Annotated in this window: 18 protein-coding genes; 8 read left to right on the top strand and 10 right to left on the bottom strand. The window is 39.4% G+C overall.

Annotated features, from left to right (window positions below):
- The 9 genes from ACO1O5_RS01350 to ACO1O5_RS01310 form a co-directional block, all read right to left on the bottom strand.
- Positions 1-524 (bottom strand): amidohydrolase family protein (locus ACO1O5_RS01350; RefSeq protein WP_486267721.1); only part of this gene is annotated, 524 nt, incomplete at its 3' end.
- 66 nt (positions 525-590) lie between these two features.
- Positions 591-1,799 carry an aminotransferase class V-fold PLP-dependent enzyme gene (locus ACO1O5_RS01345; protein ID WP_486267719.1) on the bottom strand — a complete coding sequence of 403 codons (1,209 nt, stop codon included), beginning with the start codon at positions 1,797-1,799 and terminating at the stop codon, positions 591-593.
- Between the two features lie 56 nt (positions 1,800-1,855).
- The gene (locus ACO1O5_RS01340; protein WP_486267717.1) at positions 1,856-3,076 is read right to left on the bottom strand and encodes a selenocysteine synthase; all 1,221 of its coding nucleotides are present in this window, start codon (positions 3,074-3,076) and stop codon (positions 1,856-1,858) included.
- Positions 3,077-3,115: 39 nt separating this feature from the next.
- The gene (locus tag ACO1O5_RS01335) at positions 3,116-3,580 is read right to left on the bottom strand and encodes a RidA family protein (RefSeq protein ID WP_486267715.1); all 465 of its coding nucleotides are present in this window, start codon (positions 3,578-3,580) and stop codon (positions 3,116-3,118) included.
- 182 nt (positions 3,581-3,762) lie between these two features.
- Positions 3,763-4,881 (bottom strand): carbohydrate-binding family 9-like protein, encoded by a 1,119-nt coding sequence (locus ACO1O5_RS01330; protein ID WP_486267713.1) that lies wholly within the window; start codon positions 4,879-4,881, stop codon positions 3,763-3,765.
- Between the two features lie 35 nt (positions 4,882-4,916).
- Positions 4,917-6,650, bottom strand: coding sequence for a PQQ-dependent sugar dehydrogenase (locus tag ACO1O5_RS01325; RefSeq protein WP_486267711.1), 1,734 nt, complete (start codon positions 6,648-6,650; stop codon positions 4,917-4,919).
- Between the two features lie 38 nt (positions 6,651-6,688).
- Complete coding sequence (locus tag ACO1O5_RS01320; protein WP_486267709.1) at positions 6,689-7,930, bottom strand: amidohydrolase/deacetylase family metallohydrolase; 1,242 nt, start codon at positions 7,928-7,930, stop codon at positions 6,689-6,691.
- A 75-nt stretch (positions 7,931-8,005) separates the two neighbouring features.
- Entirely contained in the window at positions 8,006-9,241 is a 1,236-nt protein-coding gene (locus ACO1O5_RS01315; protein ID WP_486267707.1) for a selenocysteine synthase, read from the bottom strand.
- A gap of 93 nt (positions 9,242-9,334) precedes the next feature.
- The gene (locus ACO1O5_RS01310) at positions 9,335-10,270 is read right to left on the bottom strand and encodes an SMP-30/gluconolactonase/LRE family protein (RefSeq protein WP_486267705.1); all 936 of its coding nucleotides are present in this window, start codon (positions 10,268-10,270) and stop codon (positions 9,335-9,337) included.
- A 460-nt stretch (positions 10,271-10,730) separates the two neighbouring features.
- Here ACO1O5_RS01310 and ACO1O5_RS01305 point away from each other — a divergent pair, with 460 nt between their 5' ends.
- From ACO1O5_RS01305 to ACO1O5_RS01275, 7 genes are all read left to right on the top strand, one after another.
- Positions 10,731-11,834, top strand: a complete 1,104-nt coding sequence (locus ACO1O5_RS01305) for a redoxin domain-containing protein (RefSeq protein WP_486267703.1) — start codon at positions 10,731-10,733, stop codon at positions 11,832-11,834.
- Positions 11,835-11,907: 73 nt separating this feature from the next.
- Positions 11,908-12,891, top strand: a complete 984-nt coding sequence (locus ACO1O5_RS01300; protein ID WP_486267701.1) for a pyruvate dehydrogenase complex E1 component subunit beta — start codon at positions 11,908-11,910, stop codon at positions 12,889-12,891.
- Positions 12,892-12,967: 76 nt separating this feature from the next.
- Positions 12,968-14,611 carry an L-glutamate gamma-semialdehyde dehydrogenase gene (pruA, locus tag ACO1O5_RS01295; protein ID WP_486267699.1) on the top strand — a complete coding sequence of 548 codons (1,644 nt, stop codon included), beginning with the start codon at positions 12,968-12,970 and terminating at the stop codon, positions 14,609-14,611.
- Positions 14,608-15,117, top strand: coding sequence for a bifunctional pyr operon transcriptional regulator/uracil phosphoribosyltransferase PyrR (gene pyrR / locus ACO1O5_RS01290; RefSeq protein ID WP_486267697.1), 510 nt, complete (start codon positions 14,608-14,610; stop codon positions 15,115-15,117). Before pruA ends, pyrR begins: the two co-directional genes overlap by 4 nt.
- 71 nt (positions 15,118-15,188) lie before the next feature.
- Entirely contained in the window at positions 15,189-16,121 is a 933-nt protein-coding gene (locus ACO1O5_RS01285; protein ID WP_486267695.1) for an aspartate carbamoyltransferase catalytic subunit, read from the top strand.
- Positions 16,122-16,192: 71 nt separating this feature from the next.
- On the top strand, positions 16,193-16,660 hold the full coding sequence (coaD, locus tag ACO1O5_RS01280; protein WP_486267693.1) for a pantetheine-phosphate adenylyltransferase: 468 nt from the start codon (positions 16,193-16,195) through the stop codon (positions 16,658-16,660).
- A 1-nt stretch (position 16,661) separates the two neighbouring features.
- Positions 16,662-17,108 (top strand): hotdog fold thioesterase, encoded by a 447-nt coding sequence (locus tag ACO1O5_RS01275; RefSeq protein ID WP_486267691.1) that lies wholly within the window; start codon positions 16,662-16,664, stop codon positions 17,106-17,108.
- Between the two features lie 25 nt (positions 17,109-17,133).
- Here the strand turns inward: ACO1O5_RS01275 and ACO1O5_RS01270 are convergent, their stop codons facing one another.
- Positions 17,134-17,754, bottom strand: a complete 621-nt coding sequence (locus tag ACO1O5_RS01270; RefSeq protein WP_486267689.1) for an NUDIX hydrolase — start codon at positions 17,752-17,754, stop codon at positions 17,134-17,136.
- A 22-nt stretch (positions 17,755-17,776) separates the two neighbouring features.
- Here ACO1O5_RS01270 and pyrE point away from each other — a divergent pair, with 22 nt between their 5' ends.
- Positions 17,777-18,412, top strand: coding sequence for an orotate phosphoribosyltransferase (gene pyrE / locus ACO1O5_RS01265; RefSeq protein ID WP_486267687.1), 636 nt, complete (start codon positions 17,777-17,779; stop codon positions 18,410-18,412).
- Positions 18,413-18,432 lie beyond the last annotated feature (20 nt).

Genomic DNA, 18,432 nt, shown 5'->3' with positions numbered 1-18,432 from the left:
GCTACCAGGGCGGACATTTTTGGGTCCATATCATTCTCATTCTGTTCATAACCACCACGCATTCCTTCGCCAACTATGTTTAAAAATGCCAGTACTCTTGTTTGAGATTGATCTATTGTTTGCGCTTTAAAAATTGGGAATGTTCTCCATCCTGAACTTCCGGCATCAACAATTGTTGTAACTCCATTACGAAAGGTAAATCCGTCCGGCTGTATAGCCAGGTTTCCGTCCTCATATTGTTGATTTGGTTCTGTACCCCAAAAATCATGGGTGTGAATGTCTATTAATCCCGGAGTAACATACATGCCTTTTGCGTCTACCACCTGTGCTGCATTTTTTGTATCGATATTCTTGGCCACCTTCATTATTTTGCCACTATCAATAGCAACATCCATTACCTGGTCAATGTTATTTTTTGGATCCATCACGTGCCCTCCCTTAATAACGATACTATATGATTGTGAAATAACCGGGCTTGTTGCGACACATAGGGCCGCAATGAGAATCACGAATTTTTTTTTCATCTAAATTTTTTTATGGTTTTCAGTTGAGACAACGATGTCTCTATTTCTTTCTTTCTTAATAAAAATCTAAACCGCCTTACTTAAAATTTCTTTTACCCTGCGAGCTACAACATCTACCTGGTCGGGTCTCAATAATACAACCCCAATATTCAATACATTATCATTGCCATTTGCCACAATACTAGGTGTGCCATTTTTTAGCTGCTCCAGCACGTCCTTAGGTGTAGTCTTTACTTTTTGCTGGTCCCAGGTGAGATGCAAGCTGGGAAAGGCATTGGCCGGTCCTGGCTCAACATGGGTTTCACCTTTTACACTGGCGATGGTTTCGAGATGTGATTGTATACGACTGATGCGATTCAGCCAATCCTGCCATTCTTTTTTATGATCTCTTTCGACGTAAGACTTCAATGCGGCGTACATGCCAAACATCTCTTCTTTATTCACTTTCATTGGCCGGCCAATGGGTGCCTCATGTGGACTGTGATTTAGTTTAGCTGCTTCAATCAGATCTTTTCTGCCAAATAATAACCCGGCACTTTGCGGACCGCGAATCATTTTACCACCAGAAAATGTAACAAGATCAAAACCCATTTTTTGATACTTAAAAAGGTTTTCAACGGGTGGCACATCAGCTGCTGCATCTATAAAACTTGGTATTTGATGCTTTTTGCAAAGCGTTATAAAATCTTCGCGGGTTACACTGGAACTACCGGCGGCATTGAAGAACAAAGCCAGTACTGTATTACCGTTGAAAGCTTTATCCATCTCGTCATTTCCCTCAACTTCAATAATTTTTGCACCTGTTGTAGTAATAGCCTGGTCGAAAAGATAACGATGACTCTTTTGCATAATAACTTCCGGCCGAGGTCCCGGAAGATTAGGTAATAATTTTATTTTTTCAGGGTCAGTGCCGGTGATAGCGGCAGCGGCTCCAAGAAGCAATGCACATGCAGCTCCGGACGTAACCATGGCCGCCTCGCAGTGCAGCATCTCGGCAATCTTAGCGCCAACTTTATCTTGCAGGTCATACATATTTGCAAAGTCATGCGCTGTTGAATTGATAGCGTCCAATGTTTCCGGCATCATTAACGAGCCAGATAAAAACGTCATAGTTACTCCGGCATTTATTACCCGGGTAACTCCTAACTCTTTAAATAAATCTCTTGACGGAGTGGGTGGTTCGGCGAAGACTGATTCCGAAGCCAGCACTCCGCCCATAACTCCGCCTGAAAGGGGTAATAAGCTTAGTCCTTTAAGAATATCTCTGCGTTTCATAATTTCATTTTAGTTAATAATAATTTTTATTGTTTTAAATACGGTAATGCAAAATACTAAGCAGAAGCTTTGATGAGTTCTTCCCTGATTCTGTTTGCAACTATTTTTACCTGTTCGGGTCTCATCATCCACGGCGAAACAGTAATCGAATTTTTACCACCGCCGTACGCTTCAATGGAAGGGTTGCCATTTCTTAATTTCGTTAAGAGATCATCTCCGGAAAATTTTACTTTATTGGTGTCCCATTTTATATTGAGCGTAGGAGTGTGGTCTGCAATCGGCGGAACGTAAGATTCCGTTGTAACTCCATTAACTGTTTCAGCCGCTTTTGCAATCAGCGAGACACGATTTTCCCAATCCTTCCATTCTTTATCATGATCCTGGCTAATGTATCTTTCCAACGCTACATACATTCCAAGTATTTCTTCTTTATTGACTTTCATGCCTCTTCCTATTGTGCCGGAATGTGGAGACGAATTTAAACGGGCTGCTGCGATGATCTCTTTTTTGCCCATTAAAATTCCCGAACTCTGTGGTCCACGAATTGCTTTGCCGCCTGACAACGCTACGAAACTAAAACCCATATCGTTAAATTTCCAAAGATTTGATAACGGTGGAATATTTGCTGCAATATCAATGGAGGTTGGCAAATTGTGTTTATTCGCTAATGCTATCCATTCTTCATGCATAATTTTTCCATTAGGTGCACCGCTTCCTAAGAAATGCATAGACGCAGTTTTTTCGTTTACAGCCCTATCAACATCGTCCGGTGTTTCTACGTAAATTAATTTGGCACCGCAATTAAGAAATGCGTGATTATAATCAATTTGATGTCCTTTCTGTATAATCACTTCCGATTTCATTCCGGTTCCTTCCAGTTGAGGAAGTTGTTCCACCTTCTTTAAATCAGTACCAGTAAGGATTCCAGCCATACCCAGCATTAAAGCAGAAAAAGCACCTGCAGATACCAGCGCTGCTTCAGAATGAACCATCTTAGCAATTCTTTCTCCTACTTTGTCCTGCAACTCTTCCATCATGCAGAAATCTTTTGAACTGTCGTTAATAGCTTCCAATACGTAATCGTGCATTAGGGAACCAGACATAAACGTTATGGTTCCTCTTGCATTTATAAATGTGCGAACGCCCAGTTCTTTAAACAAATCCCTCTTTGGCACAGGTGGCTGAGCATATACTGGTTCTGAAGCGAGTACTCCGCCGATTACACCACCGGAGAGGGGCAACAAGCTCAATCCCTTTAGAATATCTCTGCGTTTCATCGAATGTTTTTAGCGATTATGATTTTACCTTTGTTGTTATTATAGATAAGCAATGCAATCCATTTCCACCAACGAATTACCCGGTACGCCACCCTTGGCAACGGCAACGGTTGTACGAACAGGAGGATTCTTTCCAAAACGTCCTTTATATACTTCATTCATTCCCTGGTAATCGGCTATATCATTTAGAAAAACACTCACCTTCAAAACTTTTTCCATTGATGAACCGGCTTTAATCAACTCATCCTCCAATCCTTTCAACACAATTTCAGTATGTGCTTTTATTTCAAAAGGTTCAACGTGGGCTCCCTTGCCGGCGATATAAACAAGATCGCCATGAATGGTGTGGCCTGAAAATAAAGGCACATCCTGGAAGTCAGTAACATTGCCAACCCGTTTTTCTTTACCGGTAATTCCTGTTGCTTTTGCCGCAAAGCCTAACCCTACTAATGCGGTGGCGGAGGCCAACATTTTTTTAATTAATGATCTTCTTTCTGTTTGCATAAATTAAATTTTTAAAGGTTATATAATTGGTTTGATAAAAAACTTTATAAAAATTCGCTGTTATTTGCAGGTCTTTCGTTTTAATGACAAGCAATAATTTCTTTTATTAGAGATTGTATTGCGTCAATATTGAATCATTGTTTCCGAAAAAATCGCTGTTTATATTCCTGTCTATTTAAAATTTAATTAGAAAGATTATTAACTTGAAATTCTCCTTCTTCATCAACAGATAACAATTGATTCAATCCTTTGTAAGAACCTTGAATCCAAAATTGCTTATCGTCCGCCTTCAACTCAATTGTAAAATCTTTTCCATTTAATAAGGGATCACTCTTATACAACTTATTTAATTGCTTTATTTTATTCGCGTATTTCCCATGTACTCTTTTAAATTCCTGTTGTAAATAATAATACTTCCATAGAAGCAGTTTCAATTTTTCTATTTGCTCAGAGAGAAATCCTGCCGGAGCTAATTTATCTGAAAACTGCACATAGCCCCATCTTTCGGGATAATGTAAATTAATTATTCCCTGCGGAGACCAAACGTTATAATGCTCAGGCAATGGTTTACCCGTATTAATATCTTTCCGTCGCATGTATGACCCGTTTAGTGTATCAAGGTCCCATTGTACTCTTGAAAAATTCATTCGCCAAATAGTTCCAACTCCCGGATGCCTGTCACCACTAAGGTTAACTGACTTGAAAGGAATCGCCAATTCAATACTCCATCCTTTGTCTATATCAGTAGGATTGTTAATTGTTCCATTTAGTTGTATGGCCTTCTTCAAACCTTTTATGTCCCAACTGGTTAAATTTTTTCCACCGTTGCGATAAGGCTTTGGCATAAATAAATCCCATACAGTTCCGTATGCATTAATTTGAAATTCAAAATAATTAAAATTGCTTCCTGACGGATCAATAAACATTTCAAATGCATTATCCTGGAAAACCGGTTCGTCATGTTGAGTTATCGAAGCCCATAAGTTGGTTTCATCAAGGCGGGCAAATAAATATAAGTAATCATTATCCCATAACATTTTACATTGAGTTCTTAATAAGGAGTTGCTTTCGGCGCCACTTTCAATATCCGTGAACTGCTCCATCCAGGGAACTTTATTCCAGTCTTTTTCATCATCTTTCCCATCTATCGTTATATTCTCAGTAGCCCTCAGTATCGTGTATTGCAATGGAACTTTTAATAGCCGCTTTAAATTTATACTGTTTAATTGTGCGTCAACTATTTTACAAAAAAGTGAAGCGAATAGAACAAATAAGATGAATACGCCTGTTTTTATTCTCATTTTTAGTACTCCATCAATGTTATTATTTCCCTTGTTTATTTACTTTTCCCGCCCAATGCCTTCCTCGTATTGCTAACATCCTCCAGTGTAACTGCGCTGGCGTTATTATTAAAATTTTGCCTGATGTAAGTCAATATCTGGGCAATATTTTCATCCGATAAAAGATTGAGTCGTGGCATTTTATTATTATAGGATTTTCCTTTTACCGTAATGTTTCCATCGAGGCCGCCCAATACAATTGCAATTAATGGGGTTTTATCGCCCGTAACCCATTCTGAACCACTTAAAGGCGGAAACCGATCATTTCCCAATCCATCTCTCTGGTGGCAAACAGAACAATAAGTGTTAAAAGTTTTCCCTGCTGTAGGTACACTTCCTCTATCCAAATTATCACTTATTGAGTCAGGTATTTTTATATTCGTGGCCTCATTTTTTCGTTTAACCATATCCGCCAGATCTGCTTCACCGAACTTACTGGTGTCTCCTTTATACATCACGCGCCATATTTTTCCCTTTTCAGAATCGGAAATATATAAAGACCCGTCCGGCCCCATTGACAATCCCATAGGGCGGTATTTTGCATCACTGGTATTAACAACTGTATCTACACCTGCAAAACCGTCAGCAAAAACTTCCCACGGGCCCGAAGGTGCCCCATTTTTAAATGGAACAAAAGCCACAAAATACCCGGACTGTGGATAGGGGGCGCTGCTCGTTGATCCATGAAATGCTATGAACGCCCCGTTTTTATAGTGTGCAGGAAATTGATTACCGGTATAAAACAATAAATCGTTCGGTGCAAAGTGCCCCGGGAAACCTATCAACGGTTGCGTGTAATCGGCACCGTTACCTTCCTTTTTCCCATCACCGCCATACTCCGGATTTAGCATTAATTTCCCTTTTATTTCATCATAATAATAGTATGGCCAACCTACATCTGAACCTTGTTTCAATTTTAGAAATTCTTCGGCGGGCAAAACGGCACCTTCCCATTCAGAATAATAATTTGGCCAGGTGGCGTGCAAATAATCTCTGCCATGCATCATCGTAAATAGATTATGGTCCTGGTCGTTCCACTCCAATGCCACGATGCTTCGTAAGCCCGACGCGAATTTTTGCCCGTCTTTTTGAAATTGATCTGTTTTGTTTGCATCAAATTTCCAGATGCTTGCCCGGTTCACAAGTATGGGACATGGATCCATACCTGGCGAAAATGGTGTTCTGTCTTCGGACTGGCAACAATCGGACGGAGCGCCAAAGGGAATGTACATATTTCCCTTATCATCAAATGCAATAGGCTTGGTATCATGTTGTCTCGGTGGCTGTGTGTCAGTTAATAGTAATTCAATTTTGCTATCAGGGACTAGTTGGCCCGGCGTTAGCTTCTGCCTGAAAACTCTTGTTACAGAACTGAAATAAAGATAACCGTTGTGTATTCTCATACCGGTTCCATAACTGCTTTTATCGTTATAATCGTCAAAATCTTTAATGATGTCGGCTTTGCCATCATTATCCTCATCTCTCAAGGCCGCATTTCCTCCTTCCGCAGTTGGGAATCGCAATTTCACATACACGTCACCGTTAGAGTTTACAGCGATGTGCCTGGCTGCGCCCTCAAGGCTGTCAACAACAACTACTGCTTCAAATCCTTTCGGTAGCACAAGGCCGCCATTGTCTGGATCGCCCGGTGGCAATCCTCGCCGCCGGCACTGAGTAAAATAAACGAGAATAAAAAAAGAGAGTAATACTAAAAAGCCGCTCAGCCTCATATCGTGGAGTTTATTTTTTTGATGATTAAAATTTAATGTTATTCAACATGGCCACTTACTTCAGGAGTTGTGATGCCATTTAAATCGTATACAATTTTTCCGGCACGAATCGTCGCCTCACACTCAAGTCGCTCTTTGCCTTTTAATTTATAACCAAGCCTATCCCAAAATCCAAAGTTTCCTTTTCGTAGATTTAATATGGCGATGTCGGCCACTGAACCAGCTGATAAATTTCCTAATTCTTCGTGCTTAATTTCCTTTGCCGGATTCCATGTGCTTGCCTGGATAACGTTTGGTAAATCCATACCCATTGCCAGGAACATCGACATAATGTTCAGCATATTTTTCATTGCCGCATTCATACTTCCTGTGTGCAGGTCGGTGCTGATTGAGTTGGGAAAAAAGCCGCTTTTGAGCGCTGGAATGGCCTGGCGAAAATCGAAGCTTGCGCCGCCAAAGCCAACATCGAATACAATTCCTCTTTGCTGAGCAGGCAATACAAACGGGTTAAGTTTTCTTGTAGTTGTATCGACAATCGGGTCCCTTCTTTTTAATTCAGTAAAAGTGTGCGTATAAATATCGCCCGGACGAAGGTGGTTGAAAAATAGTTCTTCAATTGATAAAGGCGGGTGAGAATCGTCGCCACCAAAATCAATCATTACCGGCAAACCTGTTATTTTACCCGCTTCCACTGCACTATCTACCGGGATCCATTTTGCAGCTTCGAAGTGGGCAACTTTAAATCCAACTATATAATTTTTGTATTGTTTTGCAACATAAGCGGCCATTTGCGGATCCATGTCATTAGCATTCTGTTCATAAGCACCTCCTCTCATACCAGCCCCGACGATATTCAGAAAAGCCAGCACTCTTGTTTGAGATCTGTCAATTGCTTGTTCTTTAAAGAGTGGAAATGTTCTCCACCCGGAACTTCCGGCATCAACTACCGTAGTAACGCCTACCCGAAAAGTAAATCCATCAGGTACTATTGCAGCTGTAGCATCCATTAAATATTGATCGGGATTATTCCCGTAAAAATCATGCGTATGAATATCGATGAGGCCCGGTGTGACATACATGCCATGTGCATCCACAACTTGTACGGCATCCTTTGCGTCGATGGTTTTTGCAACCTTGACGATTGTATCGTTTTTGATGGCGATATCCATCAATTCATTAATATTACTCTTAGGATCGATAACGTGGCCACCCTTTATAACGATACTGTAAAGTTGAGCCTGAACATAATTCTCACCGGTGCAAAACAAAGAGAACAGCAAAAAACATTTTTTTAGCATCGCGTTTATTGGAAATTTTAAGAAATTAATAAATACAACTATCCCGCAAGTCAATCATCAGGAGGAAGCCACAGAAAGTTCTTCTTTAATTCTCCTGGCAACAATCTTTTCTTCGCCCTTCTTTAACATAAAAACGGTCAGGCTTATGCTGTTATCTTCGTCGCCCCAGGAAATAACTTCTATTGAAGGATTCCCGTTACGCAATTTATCTCCAAGATTTTCGCGTGTTGTCCTTATTATATTCTTATCCCAAGCAATTTTTAACTTAGGCGTGTGATTAGCAATGGGGGGAACACTAATTTCAGTCGTAACGCCCTTAATATTTTTAACTGCATTGTTTATATAACCTACGTTGTCTTCCCACATCTTCCACTCTTTATCATGATCCTTATTGACATATGCATCCAGCGCCGCATACATTCCCAGCATTTCTTCCTTATTGACTTTCATACCCCGACCTATTGTAACTCCGTTAGGAGAATCATTTAAACGGGCTGCTGCAATGATATCCTTTTTGCCCATCAATATTCCTGTACTCTGCGGGCCCCGTATTGCTTTGCCGCCGGACAAGGCGACGAAACTAAAACCCATATCATTGTACTTCCAGAGATTCGATACAGGTGGCACGTCAGCGGCAATGTCAATTGTTGCCGGCAGGTTATGTTGTTTTGCAAGTTGCAACCATTCATCATGCATAATTTTTCCTTCAAGTGCATTGCAATTTAAGAAATGCATAGACGCAGTTTTTTCGTTCACAGCCTTTTCAACATCATCAGCTGTTTCGACAGGAATGATTGTGACACCCGTATTATAAAGTGCTTGTTCATATCCGTCAAAGTGGCCTTTCTGTAATATCACTTCTGATTTAATTCCTGACTCTTGCAAACGATGCGGGATTTGCTTGACTTTTGCCTGGTCCATCCCCGTAAGGATTCCTGCAGTACCAAGTGTTAAGGCGGAGAACGCCCCCGCTGTAACCATCGCGGCTTCAGCGTGTACCATTTGCGCAATTTTTTCACCTACTTTATCCTGCACTTCATTCAACATGCAAAATTCTTTGGCGCTGTAGTCGATCGCATTCATTACCTCATCATCCATGAGAGATGCGGTCATTGTAGTATATGTTCCTGCGGCATTAATGAAAGTGCGGATACCGAGTTCTTCAAGGAGGTTACGCCTTGATGGCGATTTAGAACGTGGTCCTGCTTTAGATTCTGTGGGCAGCATGGTACCCAAAAGGCTTCCGCCCAGGGGTAAGAGCGTTAATCCTCTGATAATATCTCTGCGCTTCATTTTAATTTATTTAATGGTGATGGAAATTAATATTAGTTCTTTATTAAAAGCGATTATGCCAAACCGTTATAGACATTTTCAACAACGTAACTTTTATTTTTTTCTTTGCATTTTCCATTCTCTGCCTGGCGTACCTACGCGGAAAGTCTCCAGATTACCCATGTCCATTAGCGTCACATAAACTGTGCAGCCATCTACTCCTCCGAAAGCCACATTGGTAGGTTTTTTCCCAATTAATTTTATTTCCATTAATAATTGTCCGTTTGGAGAAACTTTTGCCACAACACCTTTTCCTATGCGGGCGATATATAAATTCCCCGCAACGTCGCAACGCATACCATCGCAACCAAAATCAGGAAATTCAATTAATAAACTTTTATTGCTTAAGTCACCTTTGCGTGATAAATCATAAGACCATACTTTTCTGCCTGCATTTACATATAATTTCTTTTCATCAGGACTTACTTCAATTCCATTGGCTGGTCCGTTTAGTGTATCTAATAAAGTGATCTTTCTGTGCCTGTCAATTCCCCAGATGCGGCCGGTGTTTAATTTAAAGTTTGGATCGCTGGCGTAAACACGGTTCTTGCTGTCAATGGCAATATCGTTAGGCTGCGTCATCTTTGATTCATGAGCAAAAACGGTGATCTTTTTGGTCCTCATATCAACCTTCAGCACATTATGTTTTGTGTAGTCTGCAATGAACATATTGCCGTGGCTGTCAAACCTGATTCCATTTCCAACACTGCTATCTGGAAGATCAATAAATAAAGCTGGATTTCCTTGTGTGGTGATAATTCCAATCGTCCCCTCGCGGGCAAAATTTACAGCATAAACATTACCGGATCTATCTACAGCCGGACCTTCTACGCCATGGGTAAAACTTCCCGGAGCTGTAAATTCTGTCGATTTATATAATGCGGATGAATCAAGAACCTGAGCATCAGTCAGGGGACAAAAACCAGTGAGTAATAGAATAACAATTGAGATAGCTGATATTGTGTTAAATAAAGATCGTCTATGCTTCATTATAGTTTCAAATTAGAAAATCCTTAAATGGTTTATATTTTTTCAACAAAATATATTATGTATAAATATGCTGTCGGCAAACATTCCGCTGACAAAAAATAATTGCAGATGATTTCTTATAGAAACATATAATCATTATCACTTAAGTGCCGGTCTATACAATTCAGAATCTCTTAATACGATAATCGAATTTAATGTTGATAATGTTATAATCTTATGTTGTTAACCAAGTTATCATTTAGCATCTTGAATGTTCTCTCACTAAATATAACGAAAGGTCTTTTAAATATTAAAGTCAATCGTTTGCATAAATATATTTTAAAGAGGAAGGAAGAAATTTTTTGGCCACTTTAAAAATATTTCAGCTTTGACTTTGAATGTGTCGATTCCTTCCCTGGAAATTATGAGTGGTAAAGCCCTTTTTTGAATAAACCTTATTTTTGCGATCAAATAAATATTCATGAAAAAACTTGGTTTCTTTTCGATGTACATTTTATTCCTGGGTGTCAATTGTTTTGCCCAGGATTCTTCATTCACCATTAACGGCAAGTTCGAGAAAATACAAAAAGGCATTGTTTATCTAAGTATCTATGAATCCGGTAAAACCATCCAGGATTCTGCTTCCATCAATGATGGTAATTTTAAATTCACCGGCTTTGTTAAAGATCCATTTTTTGCAACGTTAACCATGCCTTCTGCAAAGCCAAGCGATTACTTTGCTTTTTATATAGAACCGGTAACGATGAGTATTTTAGGCCGTGGCGATTCACTTCAGCTTCTTACCGTAAAAGGTTCTCCCATCAACGATGAAGATAGACTGTTGAAAGAAAGAATGAAATACGTAACCAAATGGGAAGATGCAAATAGCAAAATTTTCGAAGAAGCTTATAAGGACAAGAATAAAAAAATAATGGATAGCCTTGATGAAGTAGATTTTGCAGTTCTGGCAGAAAAACGAAAAGTTGTTTCTGAATTTGTAAAAGCATATCCAAATTCTTTACTTGCTGCAATGGCCATATATGAAAATTATGCCTATTATGCTGAGGCCAATGAAGTTCAGCCTTTGTACGATATGCTTTCCCCCGAAATTAAAAATTCGGCGAAAGGAAAGGAGATAAAAAAAATGATTGATACTTATAGCAATGTTGCTATAGGTAAAATAGCCCCGGAAATTTCACAAACTGCAACTAATGGAAAAATGCTGAGTTTGTCTTCTTTGCATGGCAAATATGTGCTGGTAGATTTTTGGGCAAGCTGGTGTGGCCCATGTCGTCGTGAGAATCCAAATATTGTTGCTGCATACAATAAGTTTAAAGACAAGGGTTTTACCATTTACGGAGTTTCGTACGATTTAAAAAAAGATAAATGGGAGAAAGCCATCAAAGACGATAAATTGAACTGGAACCAGGTTTCAGATTTGCAGGGTTGGAAAAACAGCACTTCCGATCAATATGGTATCAAGGCCATTCCAGCGAACCTTTTGCTTGACAAGGATGGGAAAATCATTGCAAAGAATATTTTCGGTAAAAAATTAACTGATAAACTTTCTGAGTTGATGCCTTAATGGTATTTTTATCGCAATGAGTTTTGCTCATTTGCCTCTTAACCGATATTTTTGCCAATCAATTTTTAATTTAATGAAAGAAGTAGCATTTAGAGAAGCATTACGTGAGGCGATGAGTGAAGAAATGAGGCGTGACGAGAACGTTTTTTTAATGGGTGAAGAAGTAGCAGAGTATAACGGGGCTTATAAAGTAAGCCAGGGAATGCTGGAAGAGTTTGGTGAAAAAAGGGTAATAGATACACCGATTACTGAGCTTGGATTTACTGCCATAGCTGTTGGCGCTGCTCAGAATGGCTTGCGTCCAATTGTAGAATTCATGACGTGGAATTTTGCAACTCTTGCTATTGACCAGATTTTAAATACAGCGTCAAAAATGCTGGCTATGAGCGGCGGACAAGTGGGTTGCCCGATCGTTTTTCGTGGACCAAATGGAAGTGCCGGACAACTGGGTGCACAACATTCGACAGCCTTTGAATCGATGTATGCAAATATTCCCGGGCTTAAAGTAATATCAGTAAGCAATCCATACGATGGTAAAGGATTGTTGAAAAGTGCTATTCGCGATAATGATCCCGTAATATTTATGGAAAGTGAGGTAATGTATGGCGAAAAAGGGCAAATACCGGAAGAAGAATATTTAATACCAATTGGTAAGGCAAAAGTAGTACGTGAAGGAAATGACGTTACTATTGTTTCTTTCAATAAAATGATGAAAGTTGCATTGGGTGCAGCAACTGAACTCGAAAAAGAAAATATAAGTGCAGAAGTAATTGATTTAAGAACTATTCGCCCAATGGATTGGCAAACTATTCTTGAATCAGTTAAAAAAACTAACCGGCTGGTTATAGTTGAAGAACAATGGCCATTTGCATCTGTCTCGTCTGAGATAGCTTATCGCATACAAAAAGAAGGATTTGATTACCTGGATGCCCCGGTAAGAAGAATCACGTCGGCAGATGCGCCAATGCATTATGCGCCCAATCTTGTAGCTATGTATTTACCCGATGTTCCCCGTACTGTTAAGCTGGTTAAAGAAGTTATGTACCTAAAAAAATAATCTCCTTTTTAGGTTAATAAAGCAGTATATCTATTAATGTTGAAAACGATTCAGCATTATTTTAAATAAGTAATTTATGAATACCGGCAATTTTTATTATCCCCTTCCTTCCAACGAACCTGTACTAAATTTTGCGCCGGGAAGTACAGAAAGAGAACTGGTAAAAAGTACTTTAAAAGAACTGAAAAGTAAGAAGGCGGACATTCCAATGTACATAGGTGGTGATGAAGTGCGAACCGGAAATAAAGTCGCTATAAATGCTCCTCATGAAAAGAATCATGTACTCGGCAATTTTCATTTTGGAGATGCATCTCACGTAAAAAAGGCTATTAATGCGGCTTTAAAGGCAAAAGACAAATGGTCAGCAGCCAGTTGGGAAAATAGGGCCAATATTTTTTTAAAAGCGGCTGAGCTTCTTGCTACAAAATTCCGGCCTTATATTTTGGCTACAACCATGCTCGGTCAAAGTAAGAATGTTTACCAGGCCGAGATTGATGGTGCCTGTGAGTTGATAGATTTTTTAAGATTTAATGTTCATTTTCTAAGTGAAATTTATAAACAACAACCTTCGAGTAGCCCTGGTGTTTATAACCGGATGGAATATCGTCCGCTTGAAGGATTTATTCTTGCCATAACGCCGTTTAATTTTACAGCAATAGGTGGGAACCTTCCTACTTCCGCAGCCATGTGCGGCAACACGGTTGTTTGGAAATGTGCCCATACGCAGGTCTACAGCGCTCAGATGTTCATGCGTATTTTAAAGGAAGCTGGTCTGCCCGATGGTGTTATTAATTTGATTTATGTGGATGGGCCGGTTTTAGGTGAGGTTTGTTTTAATCATCCGGATTTTGGCGGAATTCATTTTACAGGAAGTACCGGAGTATTCAATAGCATGTGGGAAACGATTGGGAAAAATACAAAGCTGTATAAATCTTATCCAAGAATAGTTGGTGAAACAGGCGGTAAGGATTTTGTACTGGCTCATAAAACTGCCGATGTTGACGTGGTGGTTACGGCTTTATGCCGCGGCGCATTTGAATACCAGGGACAGAAATGTTCGGCCGCATCGCGGGCATATATCCCTTCCAACATTGCACAACAAGTAAAAAAGAAATTAGTTGCTGAAATAAAAACAATGAAGATGGGCAGTGTGGAAGATTTTACCTGCTTCATTAATGCGGTAATTGACGAAAAGAGTTTTGATAAACTTGAAGGTTATATTAAACAAGTTAAAAAAGATAAAGACGCTAAAATATTGGTTGGTGGAAAATGTGATAAAACTTATGGTTATTTTATTGAACCAACTGTAATAGAAGTTACTGATCCCCGTTATGTAACGATGTGTGAAGAATTGTTTGGTCCGGTACTAACGCTATACGTATACGATGAAAATAAATTTGACGAAGCCATTAAATTGGTTGATTCTACTTCGCCTTATGCACTCACCGGATCCGTAATTGCGCAAGACCGGTATGCGGTTGAAATTGCTACAAAAAAACTCGCCAATAGCGCCGGTAATTTTTACATAAACGATAAGCCTACGGGCGCTGTGGTTGGCCAACAACCTTTTGGTGGGGCCCGTGGAAGCGGAACCAATGATAAAGCAGGAAGCATCCTGAATTTATATCGTTGGTTAAGCGCAAGAACCATTAAGGAAACTTTTAATCCCGCAGTTAATTACAGATATCCCTTCATGAATGAGGATACTACAAATTCATGAAAACAATTCTTGACAAATATCAACTTCAGATAACAATTGAGCGACTGGCTTACCAGTTGATAGAAAATTATTCCGATCTTTCTTCATTAGTGATTATAGGAATTCAACCCAGGGGCATTTATTTATCTGATAAAATTTATGAGCAGTTAAAAAAGATCGTTCCGGATAAAGAAATACCATATGGGAAGATGGATATTACGTTTTACAGGGACGATATTCGCAAAGAATTACATAGCCCAAACCAAACCAATATTTCTTTTTCTATCGAAGATAAAAATGTAGTACTTATTGATGATGTGCTTTATACCGGAAGAACCATACGGGCAGCCTTAGACGCTCTTTTGGCTTTTGGCCGGCCCAAAAAAGTAGAGCTTTGTGTTCTTATCAATAGAAGGTATAGCCGTCAGTTACCCATCCAGCCGGACTATTGCGGAAAGGCAATTGACTCACTTATTTCGCAAAAAGTGAAAGTAGAATGGGATAAAGGGCATGTTGTTCTTTACTGACAATTAAAAATAATTTCAAAAAGATAAAAAATGCCTCTTCAGATAATTTTTTTATTTAGCTTTGACCTTTAATGCAACTTTCTACCAAACATCTCCTGGGCATTAAAGATTTACAACTCAGCGACATTGATCTTATTCTTTCAACAGCTACCCAATTTAAAGAAGTATTACAAAGGCCTATAAAAAAAGTGCCATCGCTTCGTGATACAACTATTGTGAACTTGTTTTATGAAAACTCCACCCGTACGAGAATTTCGTTCGAATTAGCAGAAAAGCGGTTGAGCGCTGATACTTTAAATTTTTCCGCCTCTGGTTCATCTGTATCAAAGGGCGAAACTTTGCTGGATACTGTTAACAACATCCTTTCGATGAAAGTTGATATGGTTGTTATGCGGCATAGTGCAAGTGGCGCTCCTCATTTTTTGTCAAAGCATATACCTGCAGCGATCATCAATGCCGGTGATGGCATAAACGAACATCCGACGCAAGCTTTGTTAGATGCGTTTTCAATAAAGGAAAAATGCGGCACGCTGGCAGGTAAAAAGATTGTGCTGGTTGGCGATATCATGCACTCAAGGGTAGCGCTTAGCAATATCTATTTATTGAAAAAGGCAGGCGCGGAAGTTATGGTGGCAGGACCGCCGACGTTGATTCCAAAATATATAAGAGAAGCATTTGATATTCGCGTTGAATATAATCTTAAAAAAGCATTGCTTTGGTGTGATGTTGCCAATGTATTACGTATCCAGTTGGAAAGACAAAGCCAGGTTTTATTTTCTTCGCTGAGGGAATATAACCTGGCTTACGGTGTAAGTAAGAAATTATTGGAAAGCATCAATAAAGAAATTGTGATCCTTCACCCGGGGCCTGTGAACAGGGGAGTAGAAATAGATAGTGATGTGGCAGATTCAAAGCAATCCATTATTTTACAGCAGGTAGAAAACGGCGTTGCCGTGAGAATGGCTGTTCTTTATTTGCTTAGTAATAAACAAAATTTTAATTAGAAAAATTGACGGAATATTTTGTTTATTGGAATTTACGTAATAGTTTTTTTAGCAAAAATTAATCAGGTAGCATGGAAAGAATTTGTTTATTCCCCGGAACTTTTGATCCTGTGACACTTGGCCATACCGATATTATTAACAGGGCGCTTCCACTGTTTGATAAACTCGTTATCGGCATTGGAAGAAACAGCAATAAGACGGCGATGTTTTCTGAAGAGCGAAGGCTTCAATGGTTACGGGAAATTTATAAAGAAGAACCCAAGATTAATGTTCTGGCTTATGATGGGCTAACGGTTGAATGTTGTAAATCAATTGGAGCTGATTTTATTTTAAGGGGAATTCGTTACGTGAATGATTTTGAATATGAGAAAGCTATTGCAGATATGAATCGCAGCCTGGCGCATAATGTTGAAACCATCTTTTTAACCTGCCTTCCCGAATTTACGTCTGTTGCGAGTACGCTTGTACGTGATGTTATACGAAATGGGGGAGATGTTTCTCAATTTCTTCCTGAAGCCGTCAAAAATAATATTAAATAACATGGCAATCTGGTTCGATAAAAAAATAACCATTGAAAAACTTAAAGGTTTAGGAAAAGATTCTATGGCCGGATTTTTAGGGATGGAATGGACTGCAATCGGGGACGATTTTTTAAAGTTGTCAATGCCGGTAAATGAGCGTACGACCCAGGTTTATGGAATCCTGCACGGAGGCGCTTCGTGCGCCCTGGCAGAAACAGTGGGAAGTGTGGCTTCGGCTCTTGTTATTGACCAGGATAAATTCTATTGCGTGGGACTCGAAATTAATGCAAACCACGTAAGAAGTGTGAGGCAAGGCCTTGTTATTGGTACTGCGACGCCGTTGCATTTGGGTAGAACCACTCATGTATGGGACATAAAAATTCATGATGAGATGCAAAAATTGGTATGCGTGAGCCGGCACACAGTTGCTATAATCCCGAACAATGGTATCATGCCCAGGATATAATTGCCAATTCTGGTGGCACCGGGCATTATGCATTTTTTAAAACAGAAATGATAGTTGGAAAAGTATTGCCAAAGAAATTGCTTAACTCCTTCTTCCCAACCCAACGAATTTCAGTTATATCTTCCTCGGTTTGTGGATCGGGGACATCTTCACCTGACGCCAGCATCTTGTACCAATGAGATTCTTTAAGAATGTGTTTTCCAAATTCAACATAGGTATGATAGGTAGTATTTATTTCTTCTCCGGGTGTAATGTGTGTCAGTCCGGTTTCCTCACGTACTTCTCTTACAGCGCATTGCAATAATGTTTCATTATCGTCGAGTTTACCTTTTGGCAGATCCCATTTTCCGCGACGAAAAATAAGCAGGATTTGTCCTGCCTTATTTTTTACAAGACCTCCGCCGGCTTTTACCAGCTTAAAATGTTTAAAGAATTCTTTTTTGAGTTTATTAAAATTTTCATGAATTATGATTCCGGCATGGAATTCTTTTTTCCCAATTTCATGAAGTAATGAATTTACTGCGGCAGTAGAAAGCTCATCGATGAAAACTGCGTCCGGATGATGCCTAACCTCTTCAATTTCCCTGGTTAACTCATCACATAAATAAACAGGTTTTTCTCCAAAGTAAATTGTTATATAGCTCATAGCTGTATATTATCTTCGCTGTATGAATAATAAAAAAGCCGTTGCGGAAAAGCTATTACAAATTAATGCAATTAAATTGAGTATAGATAAACCTTTTACCTGGGCCAGCGGATGGAAGAGCCCAATATATTGTGATAACCGTAAGATACTTTCTTATCCATATGCCAGGGATTTTATTAAATCTGAAATGTGCAATACAGTTTTTCAAATGTATGAAAATGCTGAAATGCTTGCAGGAGTTGCCACTGCGGGCATACCCTGGGGGGCAATGGCTGCTGACCAGCTTAAGCTTCCTTATATTTATGTGAGGCCAAAACCAAAAGAACACGGACTTGGAAACCAGATCGAAGGGTATTATCAGCCCGGAAAAAAGGTTGTAATAATCGAAGATCTCATTTCTACAGGTAAAAGTAGTCTGCAAGTAGCAGAAGTGTTGAAAAAGGAAGGGCTTATTGTTGAAGGAATGGTTTCAATATTTAATTATGGGTTTGATGTTGCCAGGACAGCCTTTAACACCGCAAAAATAACCTACCATTCTCTTACCGATTATGATACAGTTATTACATTGGCGATTGAAAAAAACTACGTTTCGGAAAAGGATCAAAACACCTTGTTAAACTGGCGGGCCGATCCTGCAAATTGGAGTGTAAAACCCTAAATTCGTAAAAAAAATAGTTA

This window comes from Ginsengibacter sp., assembly GCF_057362405.1.
Note: the sequence above shows the minus strand (reverse complement) of the source record. Positions and strands in the feature narration are given on the sequence as shown.